This is a genomic window from Paenibacillus tengchongensis, from assembly GCF_008973665.1.
Taxonomy (GTDB): Bacteria; Bacillota; Bacilli; order Paenibacillales; family Paenibacillaceae; genus Paenibacillus_AQ; species Paenibacillus_AQ tengchongensis.
In genome coordinates this window covers 161349-183283 of record NZ_WACP01000014.1, presented here as the reverse complement: position 1 = coordinate 183283, position 21935 = coordinate 161349, and the positions used below count along the sequence as shown (strand labels likewise).

Here is a 21935-nt window from a genome sequence, read left to right as displayed (position 1 = left end):
CTCGATCCTGCCGGCGCGCAGCCAGATTGCGAAGCTGTCGGCCGCCGAGATGAAGGAGCTGGCCGCGAAGGCGCTGCAGCTCGGCACCGCCGAGGAAGTGGCCGCGCTGGTGCAGAGCATCACGCAGTAAGCTGCCAATTTGACAGCGCCTCCCAAATTGGATTCATTCCGTTACCCGTAAATTCACTTTTCCACCAACTACACTTACCGGTCTCCCTTCGGGGAGGCCGTTTTTTTGCTGAGCATTTTATTGCATTTGCAACAAAATGCGGGTATGCTATCTTTTATACCATTAAGAGTTAACCGGATGAAGGGGGAGCATCAGCATGACTATGACGATCAAGAAGTGTACTTTAGAGGACCTGAAGCTGCTGCAGGAGATTAGTTATGTGACATTTGAGGAGACATTTAAAGATCAGAATTCGGAAGAGACCATGGCCGCTTATCTGGAGCAGGCCTTCAGCCTGGACAAGCTGGAACAGGAGCTCAATAAACCGTCTTCGGAGTTTTATCTGCTGATGACGGATAACGAGGTTGCCGGATATATGAAGCTGAATACCGGGGCAGCCCAATCCGAGGCGATGGGGGAGGCGTCGCTTGAAATCGAACGGATCTACATCAGACAGAGCTTTCATAAGCAGGGGCTGGGGAGACTGCTGATCGACAAGGCCGCCGAGCTGGCGAAGCAGCAGAGCAAAACCAAAGTTTGGCTCGGGGTATGGGAGCACAACGGGAACGCCATTGCTTTTTACAGCAGAATGGGCTTTGTGCAAACGGGTACGCATCCGTTCGTCATAGGCGACGAAGTGCAGACCGACTATATCATGACCAAAACCTTAACTAATCTTTAGGTTCGGTTTAGATTAAATAAAGATTGGAACGCTATAAATAGAAGGGAGGGTTCAGGCCTTCATACATGAGCTTATTAGGAGTTGACCCATGAACCAGCTGAACAGATTTCTCACCGTAGGCAAAGCGGTGTTTCTTGTCCTTGCGATTATCTACGTGGGATCTTTAGTCGATTTTATCTTCAAGCCGTTTCAGGCCCTGACGGGCATTATCTTGATCCCCTTGCTGCTTGCGGGCTTCTTCTATTATTTACTGCGTCCGCTGGTCGGTGTATTGGAGAAGAAGAAGCTGAAGCGTTCACCGGCTATTCTGCTGATCTATCTGGTGCTTGCCGCAGTGGTACTGGCCTTCTGGGGAGGCGTGTGGCCGCCGCTGAAATCGCAGCTGACGACCATGATCCAGAACGTACCGCACCTGCTGCAGGTGTTTGACGCCAAAGTGACCGAGCTTGAGCAAAGCGGGTTTATGGCTAAAATCCTTCCCGGCGACAGCGGACTCTTCTCGCATTTCACGGAATATCTGAACAAAGGCTTCACGCTGATGACGAACTATATCTCCAACCTGTTCTCGGCGGTCTCGAATGTGGCGATTATTGTGTTCACATTTCCGATTCTGCTGTTCTATATGCTGAAGGACGGGGATAAATTCGGAAAGCTTCTGGTTAAAGTGCTGCCGCTCCGTTTCCGTTCCCGGTCAGCGGGGATTCTGAAAGAAATCGACGCCGCCCTGAACAACTACATTCTGAGCAGAGTGATGGTGAATATTGCGCTGGGGGTGCTCATGTACCTGGGATTCCTGATCATCGGCCTGCCTTATGCACTGGTGCTGACACTGATCGCGGTGCTGATGAACTTCATTCCGTATTTCGGGGCCATCATCTCTTCGGTTCCCATTGTTATTATCGGTCTGATCGAATCGACAAGCACGGGAATATGGGCGCTGGTTATCATTCTGCTGGCGCAGCAGATTCAGGATAACATTATCCAGCCGCTGATTTTTGGCAAAAACCTGGAGATTCACCCGATCACCACCACAGTACTGGTACTTGGAGTCGGCAATCTGTTCGGAATTATCGGCATGCTGATTATTATTCCGGTCTATGTGGTCCTGAAGATTGTAGCCAAGCATATCTACCAGCTGTTCCTGAAAGAGAAGTGGGAGGGTCTATAAACGCTATGACGCGGTAACCCGGACTTGAAGGAGGAGGCGCTATAATGAAACCGTCAGATTACGAATGCAGAGGGACTATAGCGATATCGAACCGGACGATCACGAAGATTGCCGGGACGGCTATTCAGGAGATGCAGGAGATTACAGCCCTGATGGAAGGCACAACCAAACGCAGAAACAGGAAGGACTTCTATAAAGCGGTCGGACTTGAAGTCAGCGGTTCGCAAGTAGCATTCCGGATCTTTCCAATTATCAGACTCGGCACGCCCTTGCCGCAAATCTCCAGGCGTCTGCAGGACCTCATTAAGAGTCGTGTGGAAAAAATGACCGGACTGGCCGTAACCGAAGTCCATGTCACCATATGCGGAATCGCCCCCTGAGCCACCGGCCGGGGGCGATTCCACGCTCAGGTGGGAAGCTTGATCGTAAACACTGTGGGTTCTGCGCCGCTCCCGTCCAGTTCAAGCGTTCCGCCCATGCGCTGCAGGTTCTTCAGGGCGATGGCGAGGCCCAGCCCCGTTCCGCCGGAGGCAGACCGTGCTTCATCTCCGCGGACGAACGGATCAAAGATCGTTGCCTTAAGCTCGGAAGCAATACCGATCCCCGTATCGGCGACTTCAATAGCCACATGCTGCTTTTCGGGGAGGATCGCGATCCGCACTTGCGTGCCGGGCGGATTGTACGCCAGCGCATTGTGGATCAGATTATGCACGGCGCGTGCGAGCAGCTCGGGATCGAAGCGGGCATATACGGGTTCTTCAGGGACGTTGAACAAGAGCTTAAACTGCTTTTGCTCAATTTCGCCATAGGTATCTGCGATGATCTCACGCAGGAAATCCCCCAGCTCATGCCGGCCCATGCGCAGCAGGAAATCCGGCGAATCGGTCTTGAGCAGCTCGACCATATTCTGGATCAGCCTGGTAACCTGTGAGGATTTGTTGTAAATATAGGTCAAGTATTTCCGCTGGCGCTCCGGATCGCCGACTCTGCCTTCGTACAGCGCCTGGGCATAGCCCTGGATGCTGGTGATCGGGGTCTTCAGATCGTGGGAGAGGTCCATCACCATCCGCTGCTTGCTCTCTTCGGCCAGCCGCTTGGCTTCGGTCGTCTTCTCGATCACATCGGCCATGTAATTGAACCGTTCCCCCATCTGCATAAATTCCTCTTCCGCTTCCACCACAATCCGCGTATGGTAGTTGCCCTGAATCATCTGATTAAGGCCTGCGATGATCGTCCGCAGCGGCCTGCGGATGCGCCGCGCCACCGAATAGCTGTACACCACCACAAGCATTAGGAGAATAATCGCTCCGATCAGGACATAGGAGGTAACCGGCTGATTCAGCGTCGACAAAAAAGGGTAGCTGTTAATGGTAATATCAATCCGGTTCCGCGGCAGCTTCAGCATCAGCCAGTTTGCCGAACCGCCGTCGTCGTAGCGGGTCAGTGAATAGTAATACACCTGGTCCGTGCTATTCTCCAGCAGACGGTACAGCTGTTCTTCTGTGTAGGCGTCAGCGGCATCGCCCTTGGTTCCGATCACGCTGACCACCTGCTTGTCCCCGTCCAGGATTTCCAGCCAGCCGCCGCTGCGCAGCAGCTTGGCCGTATCCTCTCCCGACTGCGGATCGACCGCATACAGACTGGCTTCAAGCCGCAGCTCGGGATCGGCGATCTGGTAATCCTTCAGCTTGTGTGTGATGTCCATCTGGATGAACAGATAGACGGCTAGCACAAGGAAGGCAATAATCAGCAGGAAACGCAGGAAATCGAAGGCAAGCGATGTCTGCAGCGGGCGTTGGTTTCTAGTTCTCCACTGGCGCATCGATTTTGTACCCCAATCCCCGGATGGTCTTTAAATATTCCGGCTTCTTGGAATCCCGCTCGATCTTCTCGCGGATATTGCTGATATGCACCATGATACTGTTATCTTCATACATATAGAAGTCTTCCCATACGGCCTCATAAATTCGTTTGCGCGTAAACACCCGGCCCGGTTCAGCCATCATCAGCTTCAGGATCTTGAATTCGGTGGAGGTCAGCGCCACCGGCTCTCCGGAAATATGCAGCAGGCAGGCGTCCAGGTCGAGCGTCAGCTTGCCGAGGACAAGCAGCTTGGGCTCTTCCTTCTCCGGGGGAACGACATCGAAATGATGCACCCTTCTTAACATGGCATTCACACGGGCAACGACTTCCAACGGGTTGAACGGTTTGGAGATGTAATCGTCGGCACCGAGCTCCAGACCGAGAATCTTATCATGGTGCTGGCTCTTGGCCGACAGCAGCAGGACAGGAATGTGGCAGATGCGGCGGATACGCTTCAGCAGCTGCAGGCCATCCATCTCCGGCATCATAATATCGAGAATGGCTAGGTCGACGGCCTCGGTCTCAACGATCTGCAGCGCCTCCTGGCCGTTCCCGGCTTTGGCGATCGTGTAATCTTTTTCCAGATACAGCTGCAACAGTTCTACAATTTCCGGCTCATCGTCGGCAATCAGTATCGTAAATATAGAAATCCCCCCTAGAAACAGTTATAGCTTGTCTATCTTTACACAATCTAAGTAGAGCCTAAAGATTAGCTAAATATTATAGCCCGGCTATGCCGATAACTATAATGTATAGCAACAGGCAGCCTGCGCGCAAAAAAACAGACAGAAAGGGGTACACCACTTTGGAATTCGGCAATATTTTTCCCGCGATTCTATCCTTCATCACCATTACCAACATACTACTGGCCGGAGTTGTGGTGTTTATTGAACGCAGAGACATCGGCTCCACCTGGGCCTGGCTGATGGTCTTATTCTTTATTCCCTGGCTTGGATTTATCTTCTACGTCTTCTTCGGCCGGCAGCTGAAGCAAAAGAATTTCTACAGGCTCACCCTTGACGAACGGATGTACCTGCAGGCGGCAGTGGACGAGCAGGTGATGCATGTCGATTACCAGGGAGGGCTGTCGGCCAAGTACGCCGACCTGCTGAAGATGAATTTACGTTCCTCCAATGCGCTCATTACCAATGACAACGAGGTGCAGATTTTCGACGACGGGCGGAAGAAGTTCGATGCTCTAATTGAAGATATCCGCCAAGCAAAACATGAAATCAACATTCAATATTATATCTATCAGCCCGATGATCTGGGGAGAAGACTGCGGGATGAACTGACCCTGAAGGCCAAAGAAGGCGTGATTGTCCGCGTGCTTTACGATGAGGTCGGCTCCAGACGCACCTCCCGCTCCTTCTTCAAGGAGCTGATCGAGGCCGGGGGCATGGTAGAAGTATTCTTTCCGTCGCTGTTCCGGCTGATCAATTTCCGGATCAACAACCGCAATCACCGGAAGCAGTGCATTATCGACGGAGAGATCGCCTATATCGGCGGCTTCAACGTCGGCGACGAATATCTCGGGCTCGATAAGAAAATGGGCTACTGGCGCGACACCCACCTGAAGATGAAGGGAGGTGCGGTTGACCAGATTCAAGGCCGGTTCATGATGGACTGGAATAAGGCGGCCAGCCGCAACACCGTTCATCCTGAGCAGTTGGCCTTCCGTACCGGGAAGCATACCGGCGACAGTGTAGTGCAGATCATTACCAGCGGGCCGAATTCGCAGACGGAGCATTTGAAGAACATGTATCTGAAGCTGATTGCCTCCGCCAAGAAGAGCATCTATATCCAGACGCCCTATTTCATTCCGGATTCAAGCTTTATGGATGCCTGCAAAATCGCGCTGCTCTCCGGCGTCGACGTGCGGATCATGATTCCGAACAAACCGGACCACATGTTTGTGTATCCGGCCACGCTGTCGCATGCAGGCGAGCTGCTGCCTTACGGGGTCAAAATTCTGCAGTACCAGAAAGGCTTCATGCACGCCAAGACGATTGTCGTCGACCAGGAAGTAGCCTCCGTAGGTACGATGAATATCGATACCCGCAGCTTCCGCCTGAACTTCGAGGTCAGCGCGCTGATCTGTGATCCCAAGCTGGCCGGGCAGCTGCACGACCTGTTCCTCGAAGACAGCCATTCCTGCTTCGAGCTGACGCTCGAACGGTATGAAGTGCGGAGCAAACTGCTCAAGTTCAAGGAGGCCGTAGCCCGGCTGCTGTCCCCAATACTTTAATAGCCCCACAAAGTGAAGTGATTCATAGAAGCTAATTCAGGTACTTTGCGGGGACCCCTGGTATTCAGCCCCACAAAGTGAGGTGACTCATGATGCTAATTCAGGTACTTTGCGGGGACCCCCGGTTAGCATTCCGCAATATCACCTTATAAACAAGGGCCGAATCCCTTGCTGCTCCGGCAGCGGGATTCGGCCCTTGTTATTTTAAGTGCGGCGTTTTTAGGAAGCCTGCTCGAATTGGCTGTTATAAAGCTCGGCATAGAAGCCGTTCTTGGCCAGAAGCTCGGTGTGGCTGCCGCTCTCCAGAATATCCCCGTCCTTCAGCACCAGAATGACATCGGCATTCTTGATCGTAGACAGCCGGTGAGCGATGACGAAGGAGGTTCTGCCTTCCATAAGCTGGTCCATGGCCTGCTGGATAAGCAGCTCTGTCCGGGTATCAACCGAGCTTGTCGCTTCGTCAAGAATAAGCATCGGCGCATTCTTGAGCATGGCGCGGGCGATGGTCAGCTGCTGCTTCTGGCCGGCAGACAGATTGACCTTGTCGTTCAGTACAGTGTCGTAACCTGCGCTTAACGTCTGGATGAAATGGTGCAGGCCAACCGATTTGCAGGCATTCTGCAGTTGCTGATCGGTAATGCCGGTCTGGTTGTAGACCAGGTTCTCACGGATCGTGCCTTCGAACAGCCAGGTGTCCTGCAGGACCATACAGAACTGGTCGTGAATGTTCTCCCGGGTCAGGCTGCTGATCGGGGTATCATCGATGTAGATTTCGCCGCCTGTCAGCTCATTAAAGCGGATCAGCAGGTTAACCAACGTCGTTTTGCCGGCGCCGGTAGGACCGACGATGGCGATCTTTTGTCCGGGCTTCACCTCTGTGGAGAAGTCCTTGATTACCAGCTTATCCGTACCTTCGTATGCAAACTGTACGTGGTCGAACTTCACATGGCCCGCAGCGTTGGTCAGCTGCACTGCTTTATGGCTTTCATCATCCATTTCTTCAGCTTCGAGGAATTCAAAGACGCGTTTGCTGGCCGCAGATGCCGACTGCAGGCTCTGCGCCGCCTGGGCGATCTGCGAGAGCGGCTGGGTGAAGAAGCGGACGTACATCATGAAGGCCACAATGACCCCGAACGAGATATCTCCGTTCGTCGCCAGGATAGCGCCAGCCACACAGACGGCCACAAATCCAAGGTTCCCGATAAACATCATAATCGGCATCATCAGACCGGAGAGGAACTGGGCTTTGAAGGCACTGGTCTTCAGATTCTGGTTCAAACCCTCAAAGGTATCACGCATTTGCGCTTCCGCATTGTAGGCTTTGACAACAGTATGTCCGGTGTATACTTCTTCCACATGCCCGTTGATCTTCCCGAGGTATTCCTGCTGGCTCTGGAAATACTTCTGGGACTTCTTCATAATTACCGACATGAGAGCGAAGCCGATGATTGTAGCGACAATGGCCGTAATGGTCATAATCACATTTGTTTTCAGCATCATGACGATAGAACCGACGAACATGGCAGCGGCAGTAACCAGCATGCCGACGCTTTGGTTCAGGGCTTGCCCGATTGTATCCACGTCGTTCGTCACGCGGGAGAGAATATCGCCGGTGGTCGAATTATTATAATAAGAGATCGGAAGCTTGTTCATTTTACGCGCAAGGTCGCCTCTTAAGCGCTTGGAGACCTTCTGCGTAACCGACGACATAATCAGGCCCTGCAGCAGGGACAATCCGGCGCTGATGGCGTAAATGGCCACCAGGAACAGGCCGATGGAAGCTACGGCATCCAGATCAATGCCGGTGACAATGCCTTGGGTAATCAGATCGGTCATTTCCTTGAGCTGATCCGGTCCGAGCAGGGTCAGTACGGTCCCGAGGGCTGCACTGATAACGGCAATCAGCACAACAGGGATATGGCTCCGGCAATAACGGAGAAGCTTGCTGAACGTGCCGGGTTGCTTGATGTTGGTATCCATTAGGCCAGTTCCTCCTTGGAGAGTTGGGAGTAAGCAATTTCCTGGTACACATCGCAGGACTCCATTAGTTCTTCATGTGTACCCATACCGGCGATACGGCCGGCTTCCAGGACGATAATCTTGTCCGCGTCTTTGATGGTGCCGATCCGCTGGGCGACGATCAGCATGGTCGTGCCGCGGGACTCTTTCTTCAGCTCGCTGCGCAGCTTGCGGTCTGTTTTATAATCCAGCGCCGAGAAGGAGTCGTCGAAGATCAGAATCTCCGGACGGCGGGCGATCGCCCGGGCAATCGACAGACGCTGTTTCTGGCCGCCGGACAGGTTCGAGCCGCCTTGGGCAATGTGCGCCTCATAGCTTCCGTCCATTTTCTCCACGAAATCCGAAGCCTGGGAGGTGTATACGGCGTCTACCACTTCAGCGGCCACATCGCTGCCGTTGTCTCCAAAGGCGATATTTGAGGTTACGGTTCCGCCGAACAGCACGGCTTTCTGGGATACATAGCCCATCTTGTTGCGGAGCGCGCTTTGTTCATATTGATTTACGTTGATGCCGTCAACCAGCACCTCGCCCACCGTAGCATCATAGAAGCGGGGGATCAGATTGACGACCGTGCTCTTGCCGCAGCCGGTCGATCCGATAAAGGCGACAGTTTCGCCCTTCTTGGCCGTGAAGCTGATATCCTTGATGACATAATCTTCAGCATCGGGATATTTAAAGCTGACATTCTTAAATTCAACCTCGCCGACAAGCTTGGCCTGGGAGCCGGTAAGCTCGCCGTTCGCAAGGCTTGGCTTGGTGTCGAGCACTTCGTTGATCCGCTTGGCCGAGACATGGGCGCGCGGCATCAGAATAAAGATCATGATCAGCATCATAAAGGCCATAACCACCTGCACCGCATAGGAAGAGAAGACGATCATATCCGAGAAGAGATCCATCTTATCGTTAACGCCTGCGGATTGAATCAGGGTGGCGCCGATCCAGTAGATCGCCAGACTCAGACCGCTCATAATCAGCGTGATGCTTGGCATCAGCACAGCCAGGACATTATTTGCGAACAGATTTGTCCGGGTGAGCACATTGTTGGCTTCGCCGAATTTATGCTCCTGGTAGCCTTCGGCATTGTAGGCCCGGATGACCCGCAGGCCGGTAAGGTTCTCACGGGCCACACGGTTCAGGTTGTCCGTCAGCTGCTGCAGCTTCTGGAATTTTGGCAGCACGAGCACGACACAGATGCCGACAATCAGGAGCAGTACGCCGACAGCAACGCCGGTAGCCATCGACCAGTGCCAGCTTTTTCCTGTGATCTTGAGCAGTGCCCAAACGGCAAGAATAGGAGCTTTGATCAGCAGCTGCAGCCCGATGACAATCAGCATCTGTACCTGCGTAATATCATTGGTCGAACGGGTAATCAAGCTGGCGGTGGAGAACTTGTTGATTTCCTCCATCGAGAAGGCCTGCACCTTATTAAACAGCTTGGAACGCAGCCTTGAAGAGAAGTTGGCGGCGATTTGCGCCGCAATCCCGGCGACAATAATCGAGGTGGCCAAGCTGCCGAGCGCACACAGCAGCATCCAGCCGCCGGTAGCCATAATTTCACTCATTTCGCTGCCGGGCGTCTGTACAAGCCGGGTAATTTCGCTCATATAATCGGGCAGTTTCAGATCCAGCCACACCTGTGCAACAATGAACAGGACGGTGACGCCGAAGAGAGCCCATTCCTTCGGTTTTAAGTACTTAAGTATCGTGAGCATAATTCCGACTCCTTTATTTGATGATATCAGTTATGTTACCGGAAAAAGATAAACTGAACGTTAACTTTTCAGAAATGAATCTGAAAATAAGAAAGATTTGCTGCCCAAAGTAAAAACCGCCTTCGATAAGGCGGTTAAGTAGCGTGTGAGACATCTTCACAGCGTACGTATTGGTTAGGTTTAGTTTCCTTATAGACCCGGATAACACTATCCCTCCACAGGCAGCGTAACGGTAAACAGAGCTCCCTGGCCGGGCGAGCTTTCACAGGTGATGGTCCCGCCGTGCAAATGAACGATTTGCTGCACGATGGTCAGGCCGAGGCCATTGCCCATAGTCGAGTGGGAGGTATCGGACTGGTAAAATTTATCGAAGATCTTCGGTATGGCCTCCCGGGCGATACCGCTGCCGCTGTCATGGATGAGGACGACAACCGAATCTGCGGTCCGTTTCATGCCGACGGCGATGCGGCCATGCTCAGGTGTAAATTTGATGGCGTTGTCCAGCAGATTAAGCCAGACCTGATTCAGCAGCTCCTTGTTGCCGGTCAGCGGATAATCGTGAAGATTGACGTTCAGCTCCAGCTGTTTTTTGTCCATCTTGGCGGCAAGCATCAGGACGCACTGGCGGATTTGCTCTCCGACATTATATTTTTGTTTATCCGCCAGAATCGTCAGTGTCTCGATCTTGGATAGCTCCAGCACATTCGAGGCCAGCGCGGCGAGCCGTGCGGATTCCTCGATGACAATATCCAGGTATTCATCCCGTTCTTCTTTGGAGAGATCATCGTATTTCAGAATTTCGGCAAACCCTTTAATTGAAACAATCGGCGTCTTGAATTCATGGGAGAAATTGTTTACGAAATCGGTGCGCAAAATCTCCATGCCTCCCAGCTCCTCCGCCATCTTGTTAAAGTTCTCGGACAGTATCCGGTATTCGGGAGGGCTCTTCAAGTATAGGCGCGTCGAGAAATCGCCGGTAGCCAGCCGGTTGGTCGCTTCAATAAATTCCCGGATGGACTGCACCATCCTGCGGCTGGCAAATCCTGATATCGTCGTGCCGATAAGGGTGCAGGAAATTAAGATAATGATGGACAGTGCAGTCCCGTCCTGGGCAATTTCTTCTTTTAACAATCCGAAAGAGTGGGCCAGAAAGAACAACAAACCGATAATGGTGACAGTAATCAGGAAAATAAAGAAGACCATCAGCGAAAAGACGAAGGGCAGGGTGATTCGCTCTTTAAACCGGATACCCAGTCTGTTCATAGCTTCCGCACCGCCTTATAACCTAGACCGCGGACAGACACCAGTTCAAATTCGGGATACCCTTCAAAACGCTTCCGGAGACGGTTAATATGCACATTCACAGTGGTATCCGTGCTTTCGCTTTGCATGCCCCAAATTTCGTCCATCAGCTGAATGCGGGTGAATATCCGGTCGGGATAGGAGAGCAGCTTGTACAGCAGATAGAATTCTTTTTGCGGCAGTGTCTGTTTCTCGTCGTCCCGTGTTACTGTCAGGGCATCATAATCGAGAATCACCTTGCCGATCACCAGCTTGCGGGCATTCGCAATATGCGAGCGGCGGAGCAGTGCCTGAATCCGCAGCAGCATTTCTTCGGTATCAATCGGCTTGGTCATATAATCGTCGGTGCCGAGACGGAAGCCCTTCTTCTTATCCTCCGGCAGATGCTTGGCTGTAGCCATCAGAATCGGAATCTGGCTTCCGGCCTCCCGCAGCTCCTTCGCGAAATCATAGCCGTCCATATGGGGCATCATAATATCAAGAATGATGAGATCGATGTGCTGCACTTCAAGTACTTCAAGTGCCCTGAGACCGTCTTCAGCGGTAAACACCACGTAGCCTTCACGCTTCAATACAGCCTCCATCAGCCGGCGGACATGCCGTTCATCCTCTACTACAAGTATATGAATCATCGCATTCACTCCAATGGCTTGGTCTTTTGTTGCTGCAACGCCTGAACATCCTGCTGCGGCGGCCGCCCGTACATTCGGGCATATTCCCGGCTGAACTGGGACGGGCTCTCATAGCCGACAAGGTAAGCCGCATCTGCAGCCTGTACCGCTTCCGTCAGCATAAGCCGCCGGGCTTCCTGGAGCCGCACGGTCTTCTGGTATTGCAAAGGACTCATTGCCGTAATCCGTTTAAAATGTTTGTGAAAAGCGGAAGCGCTCATCTGGACGGACCGCGCCAGCGCTTCGACGGCAAACGGCCGGTTGTAGTCCCGGTTAATCTGCCTGATGGCCAAGGAGATATTGTGCGCATAGCTGCCAATGACGGCGAATTGGCGAAGCTGCAGCCCTTGTTCACTCTGCAAAATCCGGTATAGAATCTCGCGGATGAAGAGCGGCGACAGCACCGGGATGTCCTGCGGGGTATCCAGCAGCTGCACCAGGCGCACGATGGCTTCCAGCAGCGGTTTGGAGGCAGCGTTGGTACTGATACCGCCGGGTTCTGCCGGCGGGCCGTCGGGTTCTTCCATCGTTTGGATAATATCCAGGATCATGTCCGTATCAAAGCTTAATTTCAGGCTCAAATAAGGCTTCTCCGGCGAAGCTTCAATGACTCTGCCGATGACCGGAAGCTCGACCGAAGTAATCAGATAAGCCGAAGGATCGTACCGGAAAGTCCGGCCGGCCAGCGTGGCAGTCTTGGCCCCTTGAGCCACAACGCAAATGGAAGGCTTATAGACGGACTCCATCGGCTCCGACAGCTGCTCGGCAGCCATCAGCGTCAGGGAGGGAATAGCAGTGGGGTGCGTGCCCGTTGCCGGAATATGCCTGCGCAGGAGCCCGGTGAGCTGCTTCAGCGCCGTTTCCATGCTTTGGTGTTCAGTGATGCTGTGCATTAGCAGACCTCCAGTAATAAACGGATTGACCTTATCATACCCATCCCGAAGAGGAATAGGCAAGAACGGAATAGGGGCGGGCTACCAGGGAAAAGCAGCTTTTGCTTATACTAATGCTAACAGGCCGTTCAGCCTAACCCGGCGGCGGCTATAGAATAGGACAAGGGAGCGGATACGCATGAATTTAGAAGGTAAAGTCGCAATAGTCACCGGAGCATCGCGGGGAATCGGACGGCAGATTGCCATCCAGCTGGCCCGGTCCGGAGCCAGGGTCGTAGTCAATTATGCCGCCAATGAAGCCAAAGCACTGGAGGTTACGGAGGTGATCAGGCAGTCCGGCGGTGAGGCGGTTGCCATAAGGGGAGATGTAGCGATAGTGCGGGAAGTCGAGGCTCTGTTTGCCGGGGCTATGGAAGCTTTCGGACAGGTGGACATACTTATTAACAACGCCGGAATTATGGAGTGCGTGCCTCTTGCGGAAGTGACAGAGGAGCTTTACGACCGGCATTTTGCCGTTAATGTGAAAGGTACGTATTTTGCCTGTCAGCAAGCGATGAAATTCATGGGAGCCGGAGGAACGATCATTAATTTCTCGACCTCTGTATCGGGAGCGATGCTTCCGACTTACAGTGTATATGCGGCAACCAAGGGTGCCGTAGAACAATTGACGCGTCAGCTGGCCAAGGAATTCGGCCCGAAAGATATCGTAATTAACTGCATTGCCCCCGGCCAGGTATCCACCGAACTGTTCCTGAGCGGCAAGTCCCCCGAGCTGGTCGATTCCTTCCGGCGCATGAATGCGTTCGGCCGGCTGGGTGAGCCGGAGGATATTGCCAATGCCGTTGAGCTGCTGGTCAGCGATCGGTCGCGCTGGATTACCGGACAAACGCTCCGGGTAAACGGCGGATTTAATTAAGCTTACTGATTATTAACATCGTCCATAGCGCAACAAGAAAAGAACCGGCAGGAATGCCGGTTCTTTATGTATTTTCAAATATTGCTATTAAAAGACCATCGTGATACAATCGAGGAACTAGCGCCGAATAATGCACATAAAAACATAAGTGTAACATTTTATTTACTCTATAATCTTAGCATGACGAATGGCTGTCTGTCAAGGGGATTGAATTTGTTGTTTTGCTGCAGAATTTGAATAAGGAGTGTGCCGGCAGAATGATTGATGCAAAAGATTGGCGGCAAGAGCAGGAATGGCTGGACTTGGTATTGGCCAGAGTACGGGAAGCCATCGCAGAGCTTGATCCGCAGGTCAGCGGGCTTCATGAACAAGTGACGGATATCCGCAGGCGGTTCTGGGAGGAAGTCACAGTTAATACCAGCACGGACGAGGATTTCGAGGAAACCTTCTACAGCATTAAACAGCAGGAGGCGCTCCTGTCCGAAAGGGAGCGCAGCCACCGGATCCGGCTGCAGCGCTGGAAGAGCATGCATCGACTGCTGCCCGCGCCTTATTTCGGGCGCATCGATTTCCGGGAAGACGGTCTGCCGGCAAACGAACAGATCTACATCGGAGTTTCCTCCCTGGCGGACAGGGTAGGATTGGATTTCCTCGTCTACGACTGGCGGACGCCAATCGCCAGTATGTACTATGACCATCTTCCCGGAGACGCTGCCTACGAAACACCCGGCGGACGGATTGAGGGAACGATGACGCTGAAGCGGCAATTTCAGATTCGTAAAGGTCAGCTGCAGCATGTCTTCGACACAAGCTTAACCATCGGCGACGAACTGCTTCAGCAGGTGCTCGGCAAAGGTGCGGACGCTCAGATGAAGAGCATTGTTGCGACCATTCAGCGGGAGCAAAACGCCATTATCCGTGACGACCATAGCCGGATGCTGATTGTGCAAGGAGCCGCAGGCAGCGGTAAAACCTCGGCTGCCTTGCAGCGCGTAGCCTATCTCCTCTACAAGAATCGGGAAAGCCTGCGGGCAGACCAAATGGTGCTGTTCTCGCCGAACCCGATGTTCAACAGTTATGTATCCACTGTCTTGCCGGAGCTGGGTGAAGAGAATATGCAGCAGACCACATTCTATGAATATCTGGAATATTGGCTGGGCGATTCCCTGGTGCTGGAGGACCCTTTCGGGCAAATCGAATATCTGCTTGCCTCCGGCGGAACTGACGAGGCTCAGGTGCGTCTTCAGGCTATTCAGTTCAAAGCATCCGGGCTGTTCCTTGAGGCGCTGGAGCAATATGCCACATGGCTCCTTGATGACGGAATGCTGTTTCACAGTATCCGTTACCGGGAGCGTGAGCTGGTTACGGAGGATCAGATCAGGCAGCAATTCTACAGCTATGAAAGCTCCATCCGTCTGGCTAACCGCATTGTTCTTCTGCGGCAATGGCTGCTGCACGAGCTGACGGGTCTGGAGCGGGCGGAACGGCAGGCCGACTGGGTGCAGGAGGAGCTGGATTTTCTGGATATCGACGACTATACGGAAGCCTATACGGAGCTGCGCAGACAATATGAGAAGGAAGAAGCCGTAATCCGCTTCAATGACCAGTATGCCGATGCATACGAAGATTCGTCTGAGAACGGAAATGATGAATTTGACTTCGGTCTTGGAGAGAAGGAAGAACAGATATTACGGCGCAATGTGGTAAAAGCAAGCTTCCGTCCGCTGCGGCAGGAAGTGAAACAGTTGTCGTTCATTGATCTGAAAGGGCTGTACCGGCAATTGTTCAGCGGCGTGCCTGCACTGGAAACGTTGATGGAGGAAAGCGGGATTCCTCTCAGCTGGCCGGAGATCTGCAGCCAGACGCTGGAGAAGCTCGATCGGGGTGAACTCTATTATGAAGATGCTACACCGTTTCTGTATTTGAAAGATCTGATTGAGGGGACCCGGACGAACACGCAGGTGCGCCATCTGTTTATCGATGAAGCACAGGATTATTCACCCTTCCAGTTCATGTTCCTGAGGAAGCTGTTCCCCCGCGCCCGCATGACTGTGCTGGGCGATTTCAGCCAGGCGATCTTTCCGCAGGCGACTGAACTGCAGGAAGCGGATTCTCCGCTGATCCCGTTGTTCGGCGAGAAGGACACGCGGCTGGTCCGGTTCAACCGGAGCTACCGGTCGACCCGGGAAATCGTGGAGTTTACGAAATCGCTGCTTCCGGAAGGCGCCGGGATCGTACCATTTGACCGGCACGGCAAGAAACCGCAGCTCATCAGCGTCAAGGACGGAGAGAGTAGAGCGGTGCAAATGCTTGCTGATATCGGGCGCCTACAGGCAGAGGGCTATGATACCATCGCCGTAATCACGAAGACGGCGGCTGAAAGCCGGGAAGCTTATGAAGTCTTAACGCAGGAGGGAGCCGGAAAGCTGCGGCTGGTGAATAAAGATACGCTTACCTTCGAGAAGGGGACAGTTGTGATTCCCGCATATCTTGCCAAGGGAGTGGAGTTCGACGCTGTCCTGATCTATGATGCCTCGGCGGCTGTGTATGCACTGGAGAGTGAACGGAAGCTGTTCTACACCGCCTGCACCCGCGCTATGCATCACCTTCAGTTGTACGCTGCAGGGCAATGGACGCCATATCTTGAGGGGGTCGATGATTTTCTGTTTGAAAAAGACGCATAAAAAGGCCGCCCTGCGTTCAATCTAAACCATGGCGCACCGTCCTGCGCACAGTAATTAGGAGGCGAACCCCGCATGGCTAAACCCGATAACCGTGCAGATAACGTAGCACATTTGCAGAACAGTATCCAGAATACCCAGCAGAATCTGCATGAAGCAGAAGATTATCTGAATGAATTTTCATCAGAGATCAGCAGCCGGGAGCGGCAGCAGATCGAAGAGAAGAATGAACGCCGGAAAAGAGCCGTCGAAGGCTTCCGCGAAGAAGTCAAAGACGAGGCTGCACATTCGCAGGAATAGCTGCAGCCGGTGTGCACAAAAATAGCCGGGTATCCATTCTCCTGTCATTGGAGAATGGATGCCCGGCATTTTTTACTCAACTGCGTTTGTCCGATCTCAGTCCGATATTTCGCTGCAATGATAGCGGATGTCCTGCACATAAACAGAAAGCGTTCCCGATGGAATCTCCAGTTCAAGCGTTTCCCGGGGTTTGGCCATCAGGAGCTGCATCCCCATAGGAGAGAGGAAGGAGATATAATTGCGGTCCGGATCGGCCTCACCCGGAAAAACAATGGTATACGACTCCACAAAGTCGCCTTCATCCGGATAGGAAACAGTGACATGACTGCCAATGAGCGCACAGGATTGCAGGCTGGTCATCGAAAACGTCTGGAGAATGCTTTCGACAACCGAGGTGTACTGCTTTAAGATACGCTCCACGAGCAGACGCTCCGGACCCGGCTCAGGGTAATATCCGCTCAAAAAAGACGCTAATCCTTCATCGAAAAACAGCAGCTGGTTCAGCAGCTGCACCTTTGGCCCTTGCAGCAGAAGACTATGGTTCATAGTAGATCGGATCCCCTTTACCTATACGCTTTACAATCATAACTAACGAAACCATGCTCATACATGTACCTCCTGGAATTAGATTTTATAAACCCGCATGAACGAAAGACATTTCATCCGCAGCGGATAAAATGTCTCACATCATGACCATAACAAAACTGGTACATCGTGTCAACTAAGATTATATTTACCTTTTAAAGGCAAAGAAAAGATTAACTTCCTCGTCTATCTTTAACTGTATGGTTTATAGTCTAGCGGTATCCGGGGAGTACATAAATTTGTATAGCAGCTTCGTCCGGGGAAATACTAACGCACAGTCTAAGAAATGGTGGAGGGTATCATGAACTTACAATCAGGCACTTATTATTGGCCGGTTACCTTACCGGAAGCTCCCGCATACCCGGCCTTGCAAGAGAATATCACCTGCGACGTGGCTATCATCGGCGGGGGAAGCTCCGGAGCGCAATGTGCGTACTACCTGGCTGACAGCGGATTATCGGTTGTTGTACTGGAGAAGGGCACTGCCGGCAGCGGAAGCACCAGCGCGAACACAGCCATTATTCAATATTCAGGCGAAAAGATGTTCACATCCCTTGTGCACACCTTTGGCGAAGCGTTTGTCGCACGGCATCTGCAGCTGCTGAAGCAGGCGATTGACGAGATCGAGGCCGCCTGTGCACGGGCACCGATAGACTGCGAATTTAGACGCCGCGATACGTTATACTCCGCGAGCTGTCCTGAGGATATAGAGCGTCTGCGCAGCGAGTATGAATATATAAAAGCACACGGCATCGCCATCGATTTCTGGACCAGGGAGCAGATCGAAGCGCAGTACCCTTTCAGCCGGGAAGCAGCGATTTATTCCCATAATGACGGTGAACTCAATCCGTTCAAGTTCACGCATGGACTGCTTCAATATGCATCGGAACTAGGCGTCTGGGTCTTCGAACATACCGGGGTGAACGGGCATAGCTTTGACCGGGATCAGCAGCGGATGACGCTCCGCACAAAGACCGGGCATACAGTCGATGCGCGAACAGTTATTTTTGCCGCCGGCTATGAAAATGTGGAGATCCGCAAGGAGAAGCAAGCCTCCTTCGTAAGTACTTATACGGTCACTACGGAGCCGGTAGCGGAATTCCCGGGCTGGTATAACCGGACACTGCTATGGGAAACCGCACGGCCCTATATTTACATCCGCACCACCGCAGATAACCGGGTCATCATCGGCGGCCTCGACCACGATACCGATATTCCGGAGGACCGGGACAGCAGGCTGCATCATAAGAAGGATCAATTAATCGCGGAATTTAACCGGCGGTTTCCGGACATTCGGGTGAAGGCGGAATATGCCAGTGCAGCTTTTTACGGCGGGATTACGGATGGTGTGCCCCTGGTCGGAAAATACCCGGATTATCCGGGTTGTTATTTCCTGCTGGCCTACGGCGACAACGGGACCGTGTACAGCCAGCTTCTTTCCAGGCTCATTGTGCAAGAGATCACCGAGGGACATAGCCCTGACCTGGTGATGTATTTGCAGAACCGACCGCTGCTTGGCGGAAAATAAACGGGGTACGCAATTGTACAACCCGTGCAATTTTGCTATACTTCTCCCATATTATGTGATTGGGGGTCTTACCGTTGGCAATGCTGTGTTGCTCATGGGCTAGGAAGTCCTCATGCAGAGCCTGAACAGGGGCGATACTTTGCATGGGGCGGAAGAGGAGCTATCTGATCGCCCAACCTGAAATTTATCGTTTCTAATAACGGGCTTTGCACCTTATAAGAACTCATTAAATATAAGGGGCTGAAGATCCATGAATACACCATTTATTAGAAACCATCAGATGAACGTAATTAAGAAGCAGGCAGAATTTGTGCTGAAGACGCTGCGGACCGTCGCGGACCGGAAAGTGCTGGAAACCGTAAGGCTGACTGCCGTAACGAATATCTTTGCTGCCTTTCCCGCACTGACAGAGGAACAGAAGCAGCTGCTCGCGCCAGTCTCCAGCCTGGAGACGGCACAGGAGTTCCAGCGGTATCTGGACGATCTGGAAGCCTATGTGGTTCCGTTTCCGGCCATAACGGCCAAGCAGATTCAGAAGCTGTTTCCCAAGACTAAAAAGCTGAAGCTTCCCGATCTCGACTCCATCGACCTCAGACATGTGACGTACCTGGGCTGGACCGATATCGCCACCGGCCGGCTGTTCATTGTCTATCCGCGTGACGGCCAGTTTGCGGGTATCGAAGGCCGGATTACTCCGACCAACAAGAAGGGATATTGCCTGTTCTGCAACCGGCATCAGGAGCTGGCGTTCTTCTCCGTGGAGACCAAGGCCGCCTTTGCCTCTCAGGACAACATTGCCCGCTACGGTCACTATGTCTGCTTGGACAACGGAAGCTGCAATCATAGCATTACGAATACGGAGGCACTGGAGAAGTTCATTCTTGCTGCCCGTAAATCATAAATGAACGGCCACGCGGCTGCCCTCAGGGGCGGCCGTTAAAGCCGGTAGCCGAACACCATACGCTAAAAGAAGCTGTCCAAACAGCCATGATGTCATGGCCTTGAGACAGCTTCTTCTATTTATGTTCCTAATAAGACTCTTTTGGTGCCGTTGCAGCGGCAGGCTTGTTATCATAATTCTCCCACCGCACAAAAGCTTCCATGGCAATCGCCACCATGACGCCGACAACAAGCCCGTTTGAGGCAAGCGGTGCCAGCAGCGGCGGAAACCCGGCGAAAGCGGAGGCAGGCATGTTCATAATTCCGATCCCCGTCAGTACGGGCAGAGCGATGCGGTATATCGATTTGGCGTTTAGGGAAGTTCCGCTCAGCGATTTCAGCGCCGTGCCGAACATTTGCAGATAGGCTACGAACAGCACAGCACTGCCGACGGACATCGGCATGAGCGCCAGCCAGCCGCTTAACGGCGGAACAAAGCCGACCAGCATCAGCAGCGCGGCACCGATAATGAGTGCGGAGCGGCGCAGCACCTTCGTATTCTCCAGAAAGCCGATCGAAGAGGCAAACGTGCCGAACGGGATCAGGCCGAAGCAAGCTCCGGCAATCGAGAACAGATTCGTGAACAGTAGTGACCGGATATACTGCTTGTCATCAGCTTCCTGCTGATACAGCTTGCCTGCGGCAATGATGCCCGTCAAGGTATTCGTCATGTTGACCAGACCGGCTATAAGACCGACCAGCATAATCCCTGGCTCGAAGGCGGGCAGGCCCCAGGGCATCCAGCTCCACATTTCCATAGTTCCGGCCGCTGCGGCCGCAGAACCGCCGCTTCCGAACAGTACCGCATAGGCAATCCAGCCGACTACAATCCCGGCGAGCAGGGAGAACTGCCCCAGCTTGCCCTTAGCCTTTAAATGGATGATCGTGACTACGGCGATGACGAACAAGGATAGTCCTGTCAGCTGCAAGTCCCATTGCCCACCGTCGCTGTAACCGATCATCCCTTTAAAAAAGGTGTTGGCCAGCTGGAAGGTAAGCAGCAGCAAATAAATCCCCATGACCGCAGGGGTAAATACCCGCTGCAGCAGCTTTAGGAAACCAAGCATGGCCAGCAGGACTGCGGCCACGCCGGCCAGCAGGAACCCGCCCGTCAAATTCGCCGCCACTGCGGCTGTATCCATTCCCATCGCCGGAGCGGAAGCGCAAATCCCGAGCACAAGACCCCACCACACACCGGCGGGGCCGTCCATCAGTGCATACCGGTGGCCCCACAGGGCCTGCACGATGCAAAGCAGACCCGTTAAGATGAAGGAACGCTGTAATGAGGCGGCGATATCGGCGGAGCCCAGCTCCAGTGCATGGCCTACCGACAAAGGCACCAACACTGTGTTCGTAAACAAAAAGAAAAGCCACTGCACGCCTGCCAGCAGTGAGCTTATCCCTATATCGTATTTTTTCCATAACATATTCTTCGGTCCCAGCTTTCCGTGAAATCATGATGTTATCCTGCTGATGTTGCTTAGTGTGCTCCCGCATCCTTCAGAAGTGCGGCCATATCCGCATAACCCCGGCTTTCGGCATGGGCGAGCGGAGTTACGCCATCCTTGTCGGCCAGATTGACATCGGCTCCGTGCTCAATCAACAGACGGACAATTTGCGTATGCCGTTCACCGCCGTCGCCTAATAGGACAGCCTCCAATAATGCCGTCCAGCCCAGATTGTTAATATGGTCGACTTTAACGTCCGAATGTTCGAGCAAATACTGTACAATTTCCACGTGTCCCCGGTCAGCCGCCGGAATCAGCGCCGTTCCGCCGTACCGGTTCGTAAGGGCAGTATCCGCTCCGGCTTCAACCGCCAATTTGACAATCTCGGGCATTCCTTCAGCCCCGGCATACAGCAGCGGATTATCGGAACGGTGATCGCGGAGATTGAGATCCGCTCCGGCCGCGATCAGCTTCTTGACCGCCTCCGGCTGATTGCCATGCGTTGCTGCCAATACAGCCGTGCGGCCGCGTTCGTCAGTGCCGTTGATATCGGCGCCCTCATTAAGCAATGCGGTTACCGCAGCAATATCACCTTGTTCTGCAGCTACAATTAATTCATGATTCACCAATGGTTCATCTCCCTCCGGTAACTCCGTGCAACCAGCCAGCAGGAGCATCGCTATCCCTAAGAAACAGCGGAATAAATAGCTCACATTATCCCTCCATGATTGTGTAACATGTTTATGGTATCATGGGATATTATATATGGATAATATTAAATTCAACGAAAAAGTATATGGAAATCATATAG

Annotated in this window: 19 protein-coding genes; 9 read left to right on the top strand and 10 right to left on the bottom strand. The window is 52.9% G+C overall.

Going from position 1 to position 21935, the window contains the following annotated elements; translation table 11 throughout:
- The first annotated feature begins 326 nt into the window (after positions 1–326).
- The 3 genes from paiA to F1381_RS22115 all read left to right on the top strand — a co-directional run bounded on the left by paiA (position 327) and on the right by F1381_RS22115 (position 2399).
- Positions 327–851 carry a spermidine/spermine N(1)-acetyltransferase gene (paiA, locus tag F1381_RS22125; protein WP_151737015.1) on the top strand — a complete coding sequence of 175 codons (525 nt, stop codon included), beginning with the start codon at positions 327–329 and terminating at the stop codon, positions 849–851.
- Positions 852–939: 88 nt separating this feature from the next.
- Positions 940–2019 (top strand): AI-2E family transporter, encoded by a 1080-nt coding sequence (locus F1381_RS22120; protein WP_151737014.1) that lies wholly within the window; start codon positions 940–942, stop codon positions 2017–2019.
- Positions 2020–2063: 44 nt separating this feature from the next.
- Positions 2064–2399: an Asp23/Gls24 family envelope stress response protein gene (locus tag F1381_RS22115; RefSeq protein ID WP_151737013.1), complete on the top strand. Its 336-nt coding sequence runs from the start codon at positions 2064–2066 to the stop codon at positions 2397–2399.
- Positions 2400–2425: 26 nt separating this feature from the next.
- Here F1381_RS22115 and F1381_RS22110 read toward each other — a convergent pair whose 3' ends face one another.
- Both F1381_RS22110 and F1381_RS22105 read right to left on the bottom strand, forming a co-directional pair.
- Positions 2426–3841: a sensor histidine kinase gene (locus F1381_RS22110; protein ID WP_151737012.1), complete on the bottom strand. Its 1416-nt coding sequence runs from the start codon at positions 3839–3841 to the stop codon at positions 2426–2428.
- Positions 3822–4526 (bottom strand): response regulator transcription factor, encoded by a 705-nt coding sequence (locus tag F1381_RS22105; protein WP_151737011.1) that lies wholly within the window; start codon positions 4524–4526, stop codon positions 3822–3824. Before F1381_RS22105 ends, F1381_RS22110 begins: the two co-directional genes overlap by 20 nt.
- A gap of 161 nt (positions 4527–4687) precedes the next feature.
- On the opposite strand from F1381_RS22105, the gene cls reads away from it, so the two are divergent.
- Positions 4688–6130 (top strand): cardiolipin synthase, encoded by a 1443-nt coding sequence (cls, locus tag F1381_RS22100; RefSeq protein WP_151737010.1) that lies wholly within the window; start codon positions 4688–4690, stop codon positions 6128–6130.
- Positions 6131–6349: 219 nt separating this feature from the next.
- On the opposite strand, the gene F1381_RS22095 is transcribed toward cls, so the two are convergent.
- From F1381_RS22095 to F1381_RS22075, 5 genes are all read right to left on the bottom strand, one after another.
- Positions 6350–8110: an ABC transporter ATP-binding protein gene (locus F1381_RS22095; protein WP_151737009.1), complete on the bottom strand. Its 1761-nt coding sequence runs from the start codon at positions 8108–8110 to the stop codon at positions 6350–6352.
- On the bottom strand, positions 8110–9861 hold the full coding sequence (locus tag F1381_RS22090) for an ABC transporter ATP-binding protein (RefSeq protein ID WP_151737008.1): 1752 nt from the start codon (positions 9859–9861) through the stop codon (positions 8110–8112). Before F1381_RS22090 ends, F1381_RS22095 begins: the two co-directional genes overlap by 1 nt.
- A 207-nt stretch (positions 9862–10068) precedes the next feature.
- Entirely contained in the window at positions 10069–11124 is a 1056-nt protein-coding gene (locus F1381_RS22085; protein WP_151737007.1) for a sensor histidine kinase, read from the bottom strand.
- Complete coding sequence (locus tag F1381_RS22080) at positions 11121–11795, bottom strand: response regulator transcription factor (RefSeq protein ID WP_151737006.1); 675 nt, start codon at positions 11793–11795, stop codon at positions 11121–11123. Before F1381_RS22080 ends, F1381_RS22085 begins: the two co-directional genes overlap by 4 nt.
- Before the next feature lie 5 nt (positions 11796–11800).
- Positions 11801–12727 carry an AraC family transcriptional regulator gene (locus F1381_RS22075; protein WP_151737005.1) on the bottom strand — a complete coding sequence of 309 codons (927 nt, stop codon included), beginning with the start codon at positions 12725–12727 and terminating at the stop codon, positions 11801–11803.
- A 178-nt stretch (positions 12728–12905) separates the two neighbouring features.
- Between F1381_RS22075 and F1381_RS22070 the strand changes: the two genes are divergently transcribed.
- From F1381_RS22070 to tlp, 3 genes are all read left to right on the top strand, one after another.
- Entirely contained in the window at positions 12906–13643 is a 738-nt protein-coding gene (locus F1381_RS22070) for a glucose 1-dehydrogenase (protein ID WP_151737004.1), read from the top strand.
- Between the two features lie 257 nt (positions 13644–13900).
- On the top strand, positions 13901–16327 hold the full coding sequence (gene helD, locus F1381_RS22065) for an RNA polymerase recycling motor HelD (protein WP_151737003.1): 2427 nt from the start codon (positions 13901–13903) through the stop codon (positions 16325–16327).
- A 72-nt stretch (positions 16328–16399) separates the two neighbouring features.
- The gene (gene tlp / locus F1381_RS22060) at positions 16400–16624 is read left to right on the top strand and encodes a small acid-soluble spore protein Tlp (RefSeq protein ID WP_151737002.1); all 225 of its coding nucleotides are present in this window, start codon (positions 16400–16402) and stop codon (positions 16622–16624) included.
- A 96-nt stretch (positions 16625–16720) separates the two neighbouring features.
- Here tlp and F1381_RS22055 read toward each other — a convergent pair whose 3' ends face one another.
- Positions 16721–17170 carry a GreA/GreB family elongation factor gene (locus F1381_RS22055; protein WP_151737001.1) on the bottom strand — a complete coding sequence of 150 codons (450 nt, stop codon included), beginning with the start codon at positions 17168–17170 and terminating at the stop codon, positions 16721–16723.
- A 340-nt stretch (positions 17171–17510) separates the two neighbouring features.
- Here F1381_RS22055 and F1381_RS22050 point away from each other — a divergent pair, with 340 nt between their 5' ends.
- Together F1381_RS22050 and F1381_RS22045 are read left to right on the top strand one after the other, a co-directional pair.
- Entirely contained in the window at positions 17511–18737 is a 1227-nt protein-coding gene (locus F1381_RS22050; RefSeq protein ID WP_187355513.1) for an NAD(P)/FAD-dependent oxidoreductase, read from the top strand.
- 250 nt (positions 18738–18987) lie between these two features.
- Positions 18988–19638 (top strand): FusB/FusC family EF-G-binding protein, encoded by a 651-nt coding sequence (locus F1381_RS22045; protein WP_151736999.1) that lies wholly within the window; start codon positions 18988–18990, stop codon positions 19636–19638.
- Positions 19639–19765: 127 nt separating this feature from the next.
- Here the strand turns inward: F1381_RS22045 and F1381_RS22040 are convergent, their stop codons facing one another.
- Both F1381_RS22040 and F1381_RS22035 read right to left on the bottom strand, forming a co-directional pair.
- A complete protein-coding gene (locus tag F1381_RS22040) occupies positions 19766–21103 on the bottom strand; it encodes a uracil/xanthine transporter (protein WP_151736998.1) in 1338 nt (445 codons plus the stop codon).
- A gap of 53 nt (positions 21104–21156) precedes the next feature.
- Positions 21157–21750, bottom strand: a complete 594-nt coding sequence (locus tag F1381_RS22035; protein ID WP_246188150.1) for an ankyrin repeat domain-containing protein — start codon at positions 21748–21750, stop codon at positions 21157–21159.
- Between the last annotated feature and the right edge of the window lie 185 nt (positions 21751–21935).

Excerpts from the sequence above, each read along its gene's own strand:
- paiA (WP_151737015.1), top strand. The coding sequence starts at position 327 with ATGACTATGACGATCAAGAAGTGTACTTTAGAGGACCTGAAGCTGCTG.
- F1381_RS22120 (WP_151737014.1), top strand. The coding sequence starts at position 940 with ATGAACCAGCTGAACAGATTTCTCACCGTAGGCAAAGCGGTGTTTCTT.
- F1381_RS22115 (WP_151737013.1), top strand. The coding sequence starts at position 2,064 with ATGAAACCGTCAGATTACGAATGCAGAGGGACTATAGCGATATCGAAC.
- F1381_RS22110 (WP_151737012.1), bottom strand. The coding sequence starts at position 3,841 with ATGCGCCAGTGGAGAACTAGAAACCAACGCCCGCTGCAGACATCGCTT.
- F1381_RS22095 (WP_151737009.1), bottom strand. The coding sequence starts at position 8,110 with ATGGATACCAACATCAAGCAACCCGGCACGTTCAGCAAGCTTCTCCGT.
- F1381_RS22090 (WP_151737008.1), bottom strand. The coding sequence starts at position 9,861 with ATGCTCACGATACTTAAGTACTTAAAACCGAAGGAATGGGCTCTCTTC.
- F1381_RS22085 (WP_151737007.1), bottom strand. The coding sequence starts at position 11,124 with ATGAACAGACTGGGTATCCGGTTTAAAGAGCGAATCACCCTGCCCTTC.
- F1381_RS22080 (WP_151737006.1), bottom strand. The coding sequence starts at position 11,795 with ATGATTCATATACTTGTAGTAGAGGATGAACGGCATGTCCGCCGGCTG.
- F1381_RS22075 (WP_151737005.1), bottom strand. The coding sequence starts at position 12,727 with ATGCACAGCATCACTGAACACCAAAGCATGGAAACGGCGCTGAAGCAG.
- F1381_RS22070 (WP_151737004.1), top strand. The coding sequence starts at position 12,906 with ATGAATTTAGAAGGTAAAGTCGCAATAGTCACCGGAGCATCGCGGGGA.
- helD (WP_151737003.1), top strand. The coding sequence starts at position 13,901 with ATGATTGATGCAAAAGATTGGCGGCAAGAGCAGGAATGGCTGGACTTG.
- tlp (WP_151737002.1), top strand. The coding sequence starts at position 16,400 with ATGGCTAAACCCGATAACCGTGCAGATAACGTAGCACATTTGCAGAAC.
- F1381_RS22055 (WP_151737001.1), bottom strand. The coding sequence starts at position 17,170 with ATGAACCATAGTCTTCTGCTGCAAGGGCCAAAGGTGCAGCTGCTGAAC.
- F1381_RS22050 (WP_187355513.1), top strand. The coding sequence starts at position 17,511 with ATGAACTTACAATCAGGCACTTATTATTGGCCGGTTACCTTACCGGAA.
- F1381_RS22045 (WP_151736999.1), top strand. The coding sequence starts at position 18,988 with ATGAATACACCATTTATTAGAAACCATCAGATGAACGTAATTAAGAAG.
- F1381_RS22040 (WP_151736998.1), bottom strand. The coding sequence starts at position 21,103 with ATGTTATGGAAAAAATACGATATAGGGATAAGCTCACTGCTGGCAGGC.